Origin of the sequence: Leucobacter chromiiresistens (genome assembly GCF_900102345.1) — a bacterium.
GTDB lineage: Bacteria > Actinomycetota > Actinomycetes > Actinomycetales > Microbacteriaceae > Leucobacter > Leucobacter chromiiresistens.
This window is the reverse complement of sequence record NZ_FNKB01000001.1, coordinates 2,370,250-2,384,392: the sequence shown is the minus strand read 5'-3', so window position 1 is coordinate 2,384,392 and position 14,143 is coordinate 2,370,250. Positions and strand designations below refer to the sequence as shown.

Annotated in this window: 12 protein-coding genes; 4 read left to right on the top strand and 8 right to left on the bottom strand. The window is 66.0% G+C overall.

Translation table 11 applies throughout. The annotated features are described in order from the left end of the window. Positions 1-21: 21 nt before the first annotated feature. Both BLT44_RS10885 and BLT44_RS10880 read left to right on the top strand, forming a co-directional pair. Positions 22-672 carry a hypothetical protein gene (locus BLT44_RS10885; protein ID WP_010157059.1) on the top strand — a complete coding sequence of 217 codons (651 nt, stop codon included), beginning with the start codon at positions 22-24 and terminating at the stop codon, positions 670-672. A 90-nt stretch (positions 673-762) separates the two neighbouring features. After that, positions 763-951, top strand: a complete 189-nt coding sequence (locus BLT44_RS10880) for a hypothetical protein (protein WP_010157060.1) — start codon at positions 763-765, stop codon at positions 949-951. 83 nt (positions 952-1,034) lie between these two features. Here BLT44_RS10880 and BLT44_RS10875 read toward each other — a convergent pair whose 3' ends face one another. From BLT44_RS10875 to BLT44_RS10860, 3 genes are all read right to left on the bottom strand, one after another. After that, positions 1,035-1,544: a hypothetical protein gene (locus BLT44_RS10875; protein ID WP_010157062.1), complete on the bottom strand. Its 510-nt coding sequence runs from the start codon at positions 1,542-1,544 to the stop codon at positions 1,035-1,037. Further along, on the bottom strand, positions 1,541-2,272 hold the full coding sequence (locus tag BLT44_RS15790; protein WP_010157063.1) for a hypothetical protein: 732 nt from the start codon (positions 2,270-2,272) through the stop codon (positions 1,541-1,543). Before BLT44_RS15790 ends, BLT44_RS10875 begins: the two co-directional genes overlap by 4 nt. A gap of 83 nt (positions 2,273-2,355) precedes the next feature. Continuing rightward, positions 2,356-3,831 carry a hypothetical protein gene (locus BLT44_RS10860; protein ID WP_029608314.1) on the bottom strand — a complete coding sequence of 492 codons (1,476 nt, stop codon included), beginning with the start codon at positions 3,829-3,831 and terminating at the stop codon, positions 2,356-2,358. 864 nt (positions 3,832-4,695) lie between these two features. Between BLT44_RS10860 and mobF the strand changes: the two genes are divergently transcribed. Both mobF and BLT44_RS10850 read left to right on the top strand, forming a co-directional pair. Further along, a complete protein-coding gene (mobF, locus tag BLT44_RS10855) occupies positions 4,696-7,494 on the top strand; it encodes a MobF family relaxase (protein WP_050803128.1) in 2,799 nt (932 codons plus the stop codon). 18 nt (positions 7,495-7,512) lie between these two features. Beyond that, a complete protein-coding gene (locus BLT44_RS10850; RefSeq protein WP_050803129.1) occupies positions 7,513-8,625 on the top strand; it encodes a hypothetical protein in 1,113 nt (370 codons plus the stop codon). A gap of 189 nt (positions 8,626-8,814) precedes the next feature. On the opposite strand, the gene BLT44_RS10845 is transcribed toward BLT44_RS10850, so the two are convergent. The 5 genes from BLT44_RS10845 to BLT44_RS10825 form a co-directional block, all read right to left on the bottom strand. After that, the gene (locus tag BLT44_RS10845) at positions 8,815-10,224 is read right to left on the bottom strand and encodes a serine/threonine-protein kinase (protein WP_074690199.1); all 1,410 of its coding nucleotides are present in this window, start codon (positions 10,222-10,224) and stop codon (positions 8,815-8,817) included. A 189-nt stretch (positions 10,225-10,413) separates the two neighbouring features. Then, positions 10,414-11,136: a hypothetical protein gene (locus BLT44_RS15940; protein WP_244887477.1), complete on the bottom strand. Its 723-nt coding sequence runs from the start codon at positions 11,134-11,136 to the stop codon at positions 10,414-10,416. 356 nt (positions 11,137-11,492) lie between these two features. Further along, positions 11,493-11,999: a DUF3817 domain-containing protein gene (locus BLT44_RS10835; protein WP_040504979.1), complete on the bottom strand. Its 507-nt coding sequence runs from the start codon at positions 11,997-11,999 to the stop codon at positions 11,493-11,495. Further along, positions 11,996-13,663: a DHA2 family efflux MFS transporter permease subunit gene (locus BLT44_RS10830; protein WP_010157068.1), complete on the bottom strand. Its 1,668-nt coding sequence runs from the start codon at positions 13,661-13,663 to the stop codon at positions 11,996-11,998. Before BLT44_RS10830 ends, BLT44_RS10835 begins: the two co-directional genes overlap by 4 nt. 2 nt (positions 13,664-13,665) lie before the next feature. Then, positions 13,666-14,109, bottom strand: coding sequence for a DUF2871 domain-containing protein (locus tag BLT44_RS10825; RefSeq protein ID WP_010157069.1), 444 nt, complete (start codon positions 14,107-14,109; stop codon positions 13,666-13,668). Positions 14,110-14,143 lie beyond the last annotated feature (34 nt).

Here is a 14,143-nt window from a genome sequence, read left to right as displayed (position 1 = left end):
ACCACCAGCAAGGAGACGCTGATGCCCACGAACCTGAATCCCTATGACACCGGAGGGCGGCTCGAGCCCAAACCCTGGCCGACCGACGCCGGCACCGACTCCGACGACTACGGCAAAGTCGATCTCACCGACGAATTCGGTGAGACGGTCTTCACCGGATGGATGCAGAAGACCGAGGCCGGCTACATCCTCCGCGTCGACGAGCACCAGGACGTCGAACTCGCCTTCGAAACCAGCAGCCAACGCCACGCGCGCGAAGCCGCGATGATGCAGCTCGATCAGGCGCTGCGCACTATCACCGCGCGGCATGACGAAGCCGTCTGGTGCTACGACGGCGATCCCGACGCGTTCGCACCCGGCCATTTCGTCATCGAGAACAACGCCGGGGGGCACCGCTTCGCCGTCACCGAGCAGTACGTCGGCACCGACTCTTCAGACGTCGACCGCGTTCCCAACTCGTGGGACATCGACATCGCCCGGCGCTCGCAGAACGGCTCATGGGAGTCCGCGGAGACCCGCAACTACGAGCCCGCGAAGATCAAAGAACTCATCGAGCTCGCGACCGACTGGGTGAACGCACGCGTCCGCGAACAGGCCACCCAGGAAGCGCTGCGAGCCCCCTCGGTCGCGCAGCATCACCACCAGGCGCCCACGGCGTCGCCGTCGTACTGAGCACAGCACTCGGTAGCCGCACAGCGCCCCGGCACGGTTCACACCGTGCCGGGGCGCTGTGGTCTATGGGCACGCATCTATCCTGAGCGTATGCGCGCTGCAGCTCTCATCTACCCGAATGCCACCAACATCCCCGGTGACCAACGCCATCTCCGCAAGGCCGGCGATCTCGTCAGCGAACTCATCAAGGGGGCCGAAGCATACACCTGGGATGCCGCGAAAATCGCCTGCCCGATACCGAAAGGCGCGATGATCCTGAGCTGGCAGCGCATCGACTAGCAGCCCCGGGACAACTCGAGAGCGCCCTGCCACGGTCACCACCGCGGCAGGACGCTCTGTCTCTCAGGATGAGGCTCAGCCCGCTAGAACGGGTTCTCCGTATCGATGTTCTGATCGCCGGGGTCTGTGAGGTCCAGGAGGAAGTCGTCGACCGACGACTCTTTGTGGTCGATCCAGAACTTCGCCCGGTTGATGCGGCGAGCTAGCGTGATGACCTGCTCGTCGTAGTCGTACTCCGTCATGCGCTCGGACTGCACGAGCTCCACGTACAGGTTCCGCAGCGCGTCGTAGCGAAGATCGGTACCCCACCCCACCTGCTTCTCCGAGCCCTGCAGCGGCGGCAGATCCAGCCGTCGAGCGTCCTCGAGCGCGGCCTGACGGTGCGCCGCGTGCTCGGCCTTCCGCTCCTTCGAGAGCGGCTTCGCCCGCTGCTTCGCCTTCCACGTCTCGGCGGCGCAGGCTTTACACTCCTGCGTCGACCACCACTCTGCCTTCTTAGCGCGTTGGGAAGCCGCGGTGTCGGAGAGGTCACGCGCGTGCGCGTGACCGCACTTGTGCATGACGATGGTGCCGGTCATCGTGCTCACCGTCACGCCGCCCCATCCTGGGCGGCGACAGCGCGCTTGCGGCGACCGAACGCGAACAGGCCCGCGCCCGCGGCCAGGGCCGCAGCCGCTCCCGCGCCGATGCCGAACGTGGTCTCTCCGCCGGCCGTCGCCAGAGCGCCCGGGCCGCCCACCTGCTGCACACCCTGACCCGGCAGGTATGGCGTCTCGGTCCAGGCCACCGGGTAGACGGTCTCGTCGGTGGTGACGCCCGGATCGAACGGCCCTGCTTCGACCTGGCCGCCGGGAGTCTCCGGGCCGACCGGCTCGACCGGCGCCGTCGGCTCCACCGGAGTAGTGGGATCGGTCGGTGTCACCGGATCGACCGGATCGGTCGGCGTCACCGGGTCGGTGGGAGTCACCGGGTCGACCGGATCGACGGGATCGGTGGGCGTCACCGGGTCGACGGGATCGGTGGGCTCGACCGGGTCGATGATCGCGTCCCTCGGGAGCCAGGGCGTCATCGACGGTTCGCAGTCTAGCGGGACGCTAACGGCCTCGGCGCTCACGACGCCGGGATCGGTGGCGGAGATCTCGGCCGCCGAATCGGCCGGCCCCGGCACCGGCTCGCAGTTCGACGGGATCGCCGTTGTCTCAGCCGCGACGTGGTCGGTCGCGGGGGAGGGAGCTTCGGGGGTGTCGTCCGCGATCGCCGCGGTCGGGACGAGGACGATTCCTGCAGCGCCTGCTGCGGTGATGAGGGTTCTGGTCTTCACAGTGTTCTTCTTCCGTAGGTGGGGTGGTTTGGTCGCAGGCCGCGTGGGAGGTCCACGAGCTCGGCCGCGCTTCACGAGAGAGATCACGACGTCTGCACTCCCGCGTTCTTGCTGTCCGGGCTGAGGGAGGCGATCGTGTCGCCGGTGTCGACGACGAGGTCGCCGTCGGGTGACATGGCCAGCAGGGTCACGGTGTCGCCTTCCAGCGGTGTCGCCCCTCCGGCCGGGTTGACGAGGGACAGCGGATCGTGGGTTACGAACCGCCCACCGACGGCGTCGTCGATGTCGCGGCTGGTCTCGATGAAGGCACCTGTCGTCGCATCGATCAGCAGACCGGCGTATGCGACATGAGCCCCGTCCCGGGTCGCTGTCGCTGCCGCATCTCGGTCTGCTGCGAGGGGGTGGCTGGATACGGCGTCGCCGGTGTCCAGCGCGTGGACGGCGACAGTGTCGGTGTCGCCGTCACTCCACACGACATAGACGTGCTTCGCGTCGCCGCTGATCCATCGCGACACGGTCGCCGTGTCGCTCGGCGCAGTGAGGGGGACGTCGCGCTTGTCGCTCCCGTCGCATCCGGTGAGGTAGGCGACACCCTTGTTCGTGCCCCAGGTGATCGTGTCGCCCGTCGCGGCGACCGGGACGGCGCCCGGGGTCGGGACGGCGACAGCGGTGCGTGTCGCGTCCGCGCCCATGATGTCGTACTTCGCGCCAACCTCCGCGACAGCGAAGATCGCGTCGCCCCGCACCGACAAGGTCGCGTCGCCGAGCTCCGCTGTCGCCCACGCAGTGTCGCTGTCGCCTGTCTCGGTTGTCGGGCCCCAGAGGTGCAGGGTGTCGCCGTCGACGACGAGCGCCGTGTCGTCGGCCCAGTACGTGAGCGGTGTCGCGTCGCCGGTGAGGTCGTGCGTCGCGATCGTGTCGCCGGTTTCCGTGTCCACGATGGTCGCCTGTGTCGTGGTGGCGATAAGGAGTGTCGCGCCGTCGGCGCGCTCGGCTGTCGCTTCGGCTGTCGCGTCGATCGACCAGTTGGGTGTCGCGTTCCAGCCTGCGAGGTTGATCGGTATCTCCTCCTGCTGCTGTGCTGCTGCCGGTGTCGCGACATTCGCGGGCGCGGAGAGCACGACCCATGTCGTGATGGTGGCGCCCAGGATCGCGACGCCAAACGCGCCGGCGATGACCCACGGGTGGATCGCCGCCCGCCGCTTCGGCGACTCCTTCGGCTTCGCTGTCGCGTCGTGATCGCGAAGGCGAGCGGACATAGCGGCCGCCGGCGCGGGCTCCGTCGTGCCCGCGGGTGCCGGTCGCTCCGCTGCTGCGTCGCCGAGTAATTCCTTGATCGGGTCGACGTCGGTACCGGCATCGTTCAGCGGTGCGACCGGCTCAGGGGCCGCGTCCTGGTCGGCCGTCTCGGCGCGATGTTCCGTCGACGCCAGGCGGGTGAGGTCGAGCCCGCAGTTCTTGCACAGCGCGTCCTGCTCGTCGGCGCCGAGGATGTTCGGGAAGTAGCAGAACGTGCACTGCACGATCGCGGCTCCTGCTGGGGTGTGGTGATCGCTCATGCCCCGTAGAAGGGGACGGGCGCGCACCTCGGAGGGGGAGAGCTACGCGCCGCAGCCGCCCCGATCCACGCTCGCCGTCACACCCCCTTCCTCCCTCGACCGTCGACATCGCCGTCACCTATGCGTCCCGCTCGTTCCCTGCCTGCCTGTCATCGCTCGCAGCGCCCGCGCTGCTCTGTCCGGCTCCATTGCATTTCGCCGCACTTTCTCCATACACCACTGGCATTCGAGGGGTAACGCGTCCCGCGTTCCGTGACACGAGCTGCGCGCGACCCCGCATCTTCTCCGTGAAAGCCACCCTGAAAACTGACGCGGAGGTCCCCCATGCCGTGCCCACTCACCCTGATTCATATCGAAGCTCGACCAGTCGAGTCCCCCGCCTGAGATGAAGACGAGGAGTCAGCGAGAGTTCGAATCGCGGGTCCGCCGCTCGCGCGGACTCGCGCATCCCGCCGCTCCGCAAGACGAGGGCAGCGGTTGGCGGACCCGGTGCGCGCGGCCTGGGTGCGAGAAGACGTTCATCACTCCGACCAAGCAGCGTAAGTTCTGCAGCGACCGATGCCGGCGGCTCGTCGCCGAAGCGCGCGAGCGCCGCGAAGTCACGCTCTCCGGGATGCTGCTGTACTCGTGCGCCGCGGCGAAGTGCAACAACGTGTTCCTGCCCGAACCGCGCAATCCACGCCACATGTACTGCTCCGCCCGATGCAGAAAACGGGCATACCGCGAGAACGGAGATCTCTCGTCATCGTTCTGCGCCTGGTGCGAGCACCCACTCTCACCGACCAAGACCAAACGCCGCACCTACTGCGATGCGACGTGTCGCAAGCGCGCGCAACGAGCAACCACGAGAAACGAGAACTGACCATGTTGACCGTCACCCTGATCGGTGCGAGCCGCGACGCGTGGGGCTACCTCCTGAACACTGTCGCCGACGAGCACACCATCGACCGCGCCGAAGGGAAGGCCGCGTACTACATGGCGAACGGCACTCCGCCCGGGACATGGGCGGGCGCCGGCCTCGCCGGCCTCGGCCTCAACCCCCGCAGCGAGGTCGGCGAGACGCACCTGGTCGCGCTCTTCGGCGACGGCGTGCACCCCATCACCGGGGGGCGACTCGGCCGCAAGTACAACACGCTCGCCCCGCTCGAGCAGCGCATCGCGGAGAAGATCAAGGAGGCGGCCGCCGCCCCGGAGAACCGCGACCTCACCCCGGCCGAGTTCGAAGAGCTCAGCGATCGCATCCGGCAAGAAGTCATCGAGACGCCCGAACGGCAGTCGGTTGCCGGCTTCGAGTTCGTGTTCGCCCCGCCAAAGAGCGTGTCGTCGTGGTGGGCGCTCGCGGACCCCGAGCTGAAGGACCAGATTCGGCAGGCCCATCACGCCGCGATCCAGGCGACGATCGAGAAGCTCGAAACCGACATCATCCGCACCCGAACCGGAACCGACGGCGTTGCTCAGGCGCACGTGCTCGGGATCTCCGCCGCGATGTTCGACCACTGGGACTCCCGGGAGGGAGACCCCCAGCTGCACACCCACATGCTCGTCTCCAACCGGGTCCAGGGCGAGGACGGGCGCTGGCGCACCATCGACTCCCGCTGGTCGCTCATGCCCGTCGTCGCGACCGCGAGCGCCTTCTACGACGGGGTGCTCATGGACGAGCTCTCCGCACGCTTCGGCGTCAGTTGGACGGTGGAGGACGTGCTGGAGCGGCCCGAGCAGTACCGGGAATGGCTCGCAGAGCGCGGACGGGCGGATACGCCGGCCGCACGCCACCAGTTCGCGATCGACAACGGCACCGGGACGGGGTCAGTGAAGTGGCAGATCGACGGCGTCCCCAAGACGCTCGTGGACGAATATTCGACCCGTTCGAAGCACATCAACGAGCACGTCGACCGCGAGATCGCGAAGTACGTCGAGAAGCACGGACGCCGCCCCTCGGACCGGACCATCGTGAAGATGCGGCAGCACTCTACGCTGCGCACCCGTGCCGCGAAGCGTGTCCGCTCGCTGCGCGACCTCACGCAGAACTGGCGGCACCGGGCGCGCCCGCACGTCGGCGACTCCTTCCTGTTCGCAGACCGTCTCGTTGACAGCGCCGCGGCGCAGAAGGCTGACTACCCGCTGTGGTCGTTTCGGCAGGACGACGTCGACGACGACGCAGCGCGTGACGCGGCAGAGTTCGTGCTGAACACCCTCGCCATCAAACGAGCGACGTGGGGGAGACGCAACGCCGAGACGGAGGCGCTGCGCGCGATCGACGGCTGGAGGTTCCGGTCACCGGCAGACCGGGACCAAGTCGCCAAGCGCGTCGTCGACCTCGTGATCTCGCAAGCCATTCCGCTCACCCCGAAGAACGAACTGCACACCCCGCACCGGTTCCGCACGGCCGACGGCGAGGACATGTTCCAGCCCGAAGCGCGCGACCTCTTCACCACCCGCGAGGTGTGGGACGCCGAAGACCGCCTCCTCGAGGCCGGCCGATCCCGCGGCGGGCCCTCGGTCGACCAGGTCGTCGTCGACGAGCACATCGGTCAGCCCACAGGGGGCGAGGGCCGCATCCTCTCCACCGACCAGGCGGCCGCGGTCGCGAACGTCGCCACGAGCGGTCGCCCGGTCGACCTGCTCGTCGGGCCCGCGGGAGCCGGCAAGACCACGAGCCTCGAAAAGCTCCTCGAGCTGTGGGAGCTCACGCACGGCGCCGGCACCGTGCGCGGACTCGCCCCCACCGCCCGGGCGGCAGAAGTGCTCGCGGAATCGCTCGGCATTCAGACCGAGAACACCGCGAAGTGGCTCCACGAAACCGCGCGCGGCACCGACACCAAAGACGGCATCGACTACCAGCTGCGTGCGGGCGAGCTGATGATCGTCGATGAAGCCTCCATCGGGGGCACGATCGCGCTCGACGCGATCCGCGCCCAGGTGCAGGCAGCCGGCGCGAAACTGCTGCTCGTGGGCGACTGGGCGCAGCTGGCGGCCATCGACGCCGGCGGCGCGTTCGGGCTCCTCGCCACCGACCGACAAGACGTCGCCGAGCTCGTGAACCTGCACCGCTTCGCCGCCGACTGGGAAGCAGACGCCTCCAAGCTGCTCCGGCTCGGGAAGACAGCCGGCCTCGACGCCTACATCGAGCACGACCGCGTCACCGCGGCCCTCGAAGAAACGATCATCAACCAGGCCGTTGACGCCTGGCAACGGGACGAGGCAATACTGAACGATGTCGGCGAACCGCTCGTGTCGCTCCTGATCGCCCCCACGAACGAGATGGTGGAGCGCCTCAACACCATCGCCCGCAATCTGCGCATCGAGCAGGGCTCCGTCGACGCGGCGCAGGCGGCCGTGATCGCATCCGGTGTCGCCTCCCCGGGGGATCGGATCGTGACACGACAGAACGCGAGAACCCTGCGCACCGACCACGACCGGTGGGTCAAGAACAACGACGAATGGGTCGTCGCCGGCATCAACCCCGACACGGGCGACATCGTCGCTGTCGCAGGCGACGAGTACGTCACGCTGCCCGCCGACTACTGCCGCGAGCACGTGCAGCTCGCCTACGCCACCACCGCGCACCGCTCTCAGGGCCGCACCGTCGACACCGCCCACACGATCGTGGATTCCAGCGCCTCCGGGGAGACGTTCTACGTCGCCATGACGCGCGGGAAGTGATCAAACAAGGCCTATGTCGTGGTCGACGAGAACGGCGGCGTGGGCGACCCCGGCGCGCTCGGGATGATGCGCACCTGGCGAGAGACCCTGGAGTACGTCGTCACCCGGAAGGGAGGCGACATCGCCGCCCACACCACGCTCCGGGAAGAGGCCGAACGCATCGGCTCGATCCGGCAGCTCGCGGCCGAGTACCAGACCCTCAGCGCGGACCAGCTCGAACGCGAATACCTTCCCATGCTCGCGCGGCTCGGCGTCGTCGATCCCGAGTCGCCGGACTCCCCGTATCTCGGGCCCGTGCTCGCGAGCATCGGCCGCCTCGACAGCCGCGGCCACGACGTCCCGAGCACGATCACCTCACTACTGGCCAGTCGCGAGGTCGACAGCGCCCGCGACGTGCTCGCCGTGCTGCACAACCGGCTCACCACCCACCTCGAAGACCTGCGCGAGCACGGCGCCTACGCCCGGTTCGCACCCCTCCTGAACACCTTCGGTATCGACACCGAAGCCACCCGGTCAGACCTGCGACTCGGGCGCATGCTCTCCGCGCTGGAAGGCGCGGCCGACACGTCGCTAGAAGAGGCGGTGCGCGGCGCCCTGGAGCGCATGGACCGGGGGAGCACCCGTGGCGTCACCGCCCGCCTCGCGCACCTGCTGCGCACCGAGTACGACATCGACCCCGACGCGCTCGACGCTCCCGAGCAGCTGCGCGGCGTCACCACGGCGCATCACATCGCGGGCCTCATCGAACCGGCCCCCGACTTCGGAGATCCCGACGTCGGGGAAGCGCTGAAGGACCGCGAGCTCGCGATCCAGCTCCGCGCTGAGCTGCTCGTCGACCGGGCGATCGCAGACAGCGAGCCGTGGCTGCAAGCGCTCGGTGAACAGCTGCCCGGCGCAGAAGCTGAATGGCGCAGACGCGCCGTCACCGTGGCGTGCTACCGCGACCTCTACAGGGTCGACACCGTCGAACCGCTCGGCCGCGAGCACGCGCATTCCCGGAACCGTCAGCGCGATCGCGAGCTCGCCGCAGCGGCACTCCGTACCGAACCTGCACTCTGCTCGCCCGAACGGCACATCACCGCTCAGCGTGGACCAGTCAGGACTACGACTACTCCATCCCTGGGTCTATAGACGTCAAAGGCTGGGGCCAGACCAGGGCCGCGGCGATTCCCATTCGGCGTGGCCTCTGCTCTCGTTCTGGGCATAGAACACCGGATTGCCGGGCGGCCAGCGCCGCGTTGACTCCGGAAGCGTCGTTGGCTGGCATCGCATGACCAAGTCTCTTTGCCACATGATCAACGTCGTTGCGAAACTAGAAGCTCAGTTTCTCCCGATGGCAGAGGGGCGAACCGGGTTGCCATCAGGTAGCCGCGAGAGCCTTGGAAACTTGTTCACCGCTGCTAGTCCGAACCGTTCAGCCCAAGACTCTACGAACTCATCGGGTGAACCGGGGTCGAGGCGCTTTACGCCCCAAGCAAGTTGGTAACTCGCCATCGTGGGAAGTAACGCCAACAACCCTTCCTTCGGAGGCAACTCGCGAGGTTCGCTGTCGAAATCCGCGTTGAACGTGTTCATAAAGCCGAGTTCGAACCACGCGTAACGGCCATGACTTTCGAAGTCAGCGAAGTATAGTGAGTGACTGCGGGACGGACTTCCAATCGCGACGCGAACACTCGATTGCGCAATCACGTCCCAGGGCTGATCGGCTTTACGCACAGGCCGGAGCGGAGCGAGCGTCAGTCGCGCATTATTTAGGGTGAGGTCGATCCCGCTTTTGCGCGTAACTTCGGTGTCTGGGGCAGAATCGGCGATGAACTCGACCAACTCCTGGCTGAGAGCCTCATAACCGGACTCTGCTGCTAGGAGAAGTAGCCCGCGTCGTTCCTCTTCACTTGCTTCTGCTTGGACGCGCGCTTCCTCGGTTGCGCGCGCTGAGATGAGAGCGCTTTGGGCCTGTTGGAGCGCCCTTGCCGCTTTAGATGTTGCTTCACTTTCTGCGCTGTCTAACCGAACGACGAGAGCCGCTGCTGTAGGTCTTGCCTGAGGCGCTTTTGCTAAACACTCTGAAATGGTCCAAGCGAGCTTGCGAGGCCCTTCGATTCCCGGGGGAACCCGTGTGAGATGGGCGTCCCTGAGCTCGTCGAGTGTGCCAGAAAAAGGGCGCTCGCCAGCGATAAGTTCATGCGCCAGAACGCCGAAAGCGTAAACGTCGGTTGCACCGGTTGCTCGCTCGTATCGCCATTGCTCGGGTGCAGCGTAGGGGGCACTGAGGGAACCTTTATGGGTTTCCAAAGAAGTGGTCGCTTCAGCGAATCGTGCAATCCCAAAGTCACACAGTGCCCAGGCACCGTTTACTAGAAGTACGTTCTCTGGCTTCAAATCGCGATGCACGATTGCGTCATCAAGTATTTCCAGAGCGCGAGCGATATCGCCGAGGATTTTGAGCGCTTCTGTCAGAGTAAGAGGCTCACTCATTCTTGCGCGCAGAGACGTAGTAGCTCTCGGCATGTACAACACGAAGGACCCCGGCGTCTCCTCCACGTGAAGTACCGGCACAATGTGGGGTGACTCGGGGAGCCCAGATACGACGAGTTGCTCGCGAGACGAGCCGCTAACTCTCTTCACCACTTTCGCTGCAAGGGGTTCGCCCTTAGGTCCTGTTGCGCCGTACACGGCGCCAAAGCCTCCGCTGCCCAAAAGGACACGTTCGTCGTAGCTCCAGGTGCTCATGATCGATATGTTAGCGAGAGGTGACGTGTGAAGACCGCCACGTCGTGACTATCGTTTCTGCACCTAGTAGTTATTGATTGAAGTCATCGAGTGAGACGTGGTGAAAGAATGTTAGCGCGAGCGTTGAATTGTCCGCGCGCTCGATTGGGGGCCGCGGCCGAAGGCGCGACCCCCGCTCGGAGACGTGGATCAGGAGACGGCGCGAGCAGCCTCCATCTGCTGCTGGTCCTGCTGCTGGCGTTGCTGAGCGCTGGGGGCCGTGTACCCATCCGTGCCGAACGCGCGAACGTACGCGCTGGACTCCGCCCAGGTCTCCGGCCGACGACCCTCGGGCGTCTCCACCGCCGACGACACGTACCGGTGCTCGACCGCGTCCATGAGGTGCGGGCCGCCGTAGTTCAGACGCGTCTTGAACTCGCGGAGGTCCGTGGAGTCCTGCGCCATGTCCTGCAGCTTCGACTCCGCCACGAGACTGATGCGCCCCGCCTCGCGCAGCTCGGCGACCCGCTTCCAGAACTCGAGATGCTCGAGCTCGGCGAACACGTCGACTTCCGGCGCCGGCGGCTCCACCTGCCGCGGATCGAGACGGGTAGCGATGAACTCCGCCCACGGCATCGCCGGAGCGCCGCCGAAGTGGGTGTCCGCCGCGTTCGAGACGTACTTCACCACTGCGTCGTGCGTGCCGAGATCGCGCAGAACGCGCGCCGACTCCGCCCCGATCTCGCTCACCTGGAGCTTCGGATCGTGCCAGACCGACCGCACGATCCTGGACGCATCGCTGCTCAGGAACACGTGCTCCTCGAGGTCGGACAGACGCTCCTGCAGGTCCGCGAGCGCGATCGGGAAGTGCTCTGCCTCCCACTCGATGTCTCGTCGCATGCTCGGCTCCGAAACGGTTGCTGGTGCTGCCATGTGCTTCTTTCCCTTCATCGGTTATTTCGTCCCCCGATGGGTAGAAGCGCTGTGGCGCGCACAAGCGATGCGGGATAGCTCCGCCCGCTTGGAGCGCCTTCAACGTTGCATCGCCTTGCCTGGTTCCCGAAGAAAGAAAGTGTGCTGGGCGGCGTCTGCCCAACCTCACCTTCGCGACAACACTCTGGTGTTCTCCTGCCAGTAAACGCGTATCTTGACGGCCCACGCGTTGCAAAGATGAACTCCCTTGCTTCGGCGTGCTCAGCACGCGGCGCATGTAAGTCGCGAAGACATCTACCGGACACCTCCGTTCCAGCTTGCGCGGCTCTTGGCCGCTTTTGCAGGCAGCACGGCTGCTATAAGTCAGCGCCGCCGTATGTTCTCATCCGCGGGGCACCGGGGGGGCCGACCCACAGCAGGGTTATGAACAGTACGGTGACGAGAACGATCAGCAGGACGATCGAGAGAAGCACATTCCGCAACACCCAGGCCTGGACGTGCTCGACGAAACCGTGAGGTGTCTCACCTCCGGGCGCGAGCCGCCAATCGCCGGCCAGCAGCCCTTTGCGATCAACGACAATTTCGAACGGCACCGTAGCGAACGGCACGATCGCCAGCAGCAGGCCCGTGATGCCAAGGCGAATACGCCATCGCTGGTTCACCCAGACAAAAATCGTGCTTGCTGAGTAGCAGAGGAAGACAAACCCGTGGATACCTCCCGCGATCGGAACGATGTTCGTGACTTCAAATGCCCGGAGAATGAGCGCGATGATGAGACCGGCCCAGGTGAACATTTCAGCGACGGCGAAGCCTCTGAAGAGCATTCGCGGACTGACGGGTCGGAGTTTTTCTGTCGTAGTCATGACGGTAGAACCTCTTCTGGTGCTGACGAGTTGATGTGAGTAGAAACCGATGCTTGGCGCAGCCGTAGGGCACCGATGAATCCGAGCGCGAGAAATACAGTCGCGATCAGGAGTGCCCAGCGGGTCGCATTGGCGATTCCGATCGTGAGGGCGTCGGCAGCCGTCACGGTTTGATCGTGGAGACTGCTACTGCGCGCCTGTTCGCGGAGCTGGATGATCGTGGTGCCTGCCGACTGGCGTGTAGCATCCGCGAGCGAGTCCGCCTCTGCGCCGGTGATCCCGGCATGGGTGAGGGCGGTGGGGAGGGTTAGCGCAAGGGAGATCGAGAGCGTCGCTCCGGCAAATGCGGTCCCGAGGGCGGAGCCGATCTGTCGGACGGTGCTCTGTGTGGCCGATCCTTGTCCGGAGACATTGACGGGAATGTCCCGGAGGACGGTGCCGGTGAGCTGTGCGGAGGCGAGCCCGAGGCCGAGGCCGTAGACGGTAAGTGGGATCGCGATGAGCCAACCCGGGGTCGCAGGCCCGAGGAGCAGTGCTAGAGCGAGAACGCCGGCGACTTCGAGGCCCAAGCCGATGAGCACGGTTCCGGGCGCGCCGAACTTCGTGGCGAGGTGCCGGGCTGCGGCGCCGGAGAGGAACGCGCCAACAGCCATCGCTGCGAGCACGAGCCCGGCGCCCATTACGTCGAGGCCGAGTGCGTTGATGAAGTAGAGCGGGAGGACGAAAATGGTCGCGAACTCGCCGACGGCGACCATCGCGGCAGTGAGGTTCCCCCAGGAGAACGTGGAGAACGAGAACAGCCCGAGATCGAGCAGGGCGGCGCGCTGCACCTTCTCGCGATGCCGCTCCCAGACCACGAACAAAACCAGAGCGATCGCGGCGATCCCGAAGGCGACGGGCACGGCAGATATTGCTGCATCTTTCGACCACACCCATCCGAAGACCGTGAGATTGTTCTTCGGGGTCCACCAGCCCAGATCAGGGCCTTCGATCACGGCGAACACGAGCGCGCCGAAGCCGATGGCGCTGAGCAGCGCGCCGTCGACATCGACACCGGGGCGCGTCTTTTTGCCGCGGGACTCGGGCACGGTAAAGATCGCTCCGACGAACACGAGGGCGCCGAGTGGGAGGTTCACCAGAAAGATCCAGTGCCACGAGGTCCACTGGGTGAGCGCGCCGCCGGCGAGTGGGCCGACGGCGGCTGCACCGGAAATCACCGCACCCCACACGCCGAACGCTGCAGCGCGGTACTTGCCCCGGAAGACAGCGTTGACGGTGGAGAGGGTGGAGGGCATGATGAATGCTGCCCCGACCGCCTGCACGGCGCGTGCACCGATCAGCATCGCCGTGGTCGACCCGGCGGCTGCGAGCAAGCTGCCTGCGACGAACACGATGAGGCCGACGAGAAATAGTCGCTTGCGCCCCCACCTGTCCGCGACATTTCCGGTGGAGAGCAGTAAAGCGGCGAGCAACACAGCGTAGAGACTGTTCACCCATTGCGCCTCGGTGAGGTCGAGATGCAAGTCAACGATGATTGTCGGCAGCGCGACGCCGACGATCGTGCCGTCGAGCACGATAAGGCCGAGCCCGATGGATAGGACTGCGAGGCCGAGCCAATCCCTTCGGGTCGGCGCGCTCTCCTGCACGGTCGGTGCGACAACCATCGTCAGGCCGTTGCGAACTCAGCAGGTGCGGGCGTGCGGCCAGTGACTGCGCGGCGGAGAGCGACGAAGAACACGATCATGCCCGCCGTGATCGCGATGTGCCCCAATCCCGCGATTCCCGCGATCATCGCGTTCGACTCCCGGCCGAGAACGGTGAGGCTGCCGTGCCAGATGAGCGTGGCAGAGGTGATGAACACACCGGCGTTGTAGAGCCAGAAGAACCAGGCGAACAGCTTCGGACTGCGGGAGATCGCGAAGACTCTCTCAACGACGAGCACGATCAGCAGCAACATGAACCCCAGGGTCAGCAGGTGCGTGTGAGCGAGACCGAGCTGGGTGAACTGCCCCTCGGGGAAGTCGTTGAGTTTCGTGAACTCACGATAGAACAGGCCCGAGGCGACGCCTACCAGCATATAAATGAAGGCGGCGTTGAGGAGCTTATTCAAGAGTGGTGATTCCTTTCGAACAGAGGATGAAACC

Coding starts and splice junctions, on each gene's coding strand:
- BLT44_RS10845 (WP_074690199.1), bottom strand. CDS start 10,224: ATGAGCACCTGGAGCTACGACGAACGTGTCCTTTTGGGCAGCGGAGGC.
- BLT44_RS10880 (WP_010157060.1), top strand. CDS start 763: ATGCGCGCTGCAGCTCTCATCTACCCGAATGCCACCAACATCCCCGGT.
- BLT44_RS10835 (WP_040504979.1), bottom strand. CDS start 11,999: ATGACTACGACAGAAAAACTCCGACCCGTCAGTCCGCGAATGCTCTTC.
- BLT44_RS10830 (WP_010157068.1), bottom strand. CDS start 13,663: ATGGTTGTCGCACCGACCGTGCAGGAGAGCGCGCCGACCCGAAGGGAT.
- mobF (WP_050803128.1), top strand. CDS start 4,696: ATGTTGACCGTCACCCTGATCGGTGCGAGCCGCGACGCGTGGGGCTAC.
- BLT44_RS10885 (WP_010157059.1), top strand. CDS start 22: ATGCCCACGAACCTGAATCCCTATGACACCGGAGGGCGGCTCGAGCCC.
- BLT44_RS15940 (WP_244887477.1), bottom strand. CDS start 11,136: ATGGCAGCACCAGCAACCGTTTCGGAGCCGAGCATGCGACGAGACATC.
- BLT44_RS10860 (WP_029608314.1), bottom strand. CDS start 3,831: ATGAGCGATCACCACACCCCAGCAGGAGCCGCGATCGTGCAGTGCACG.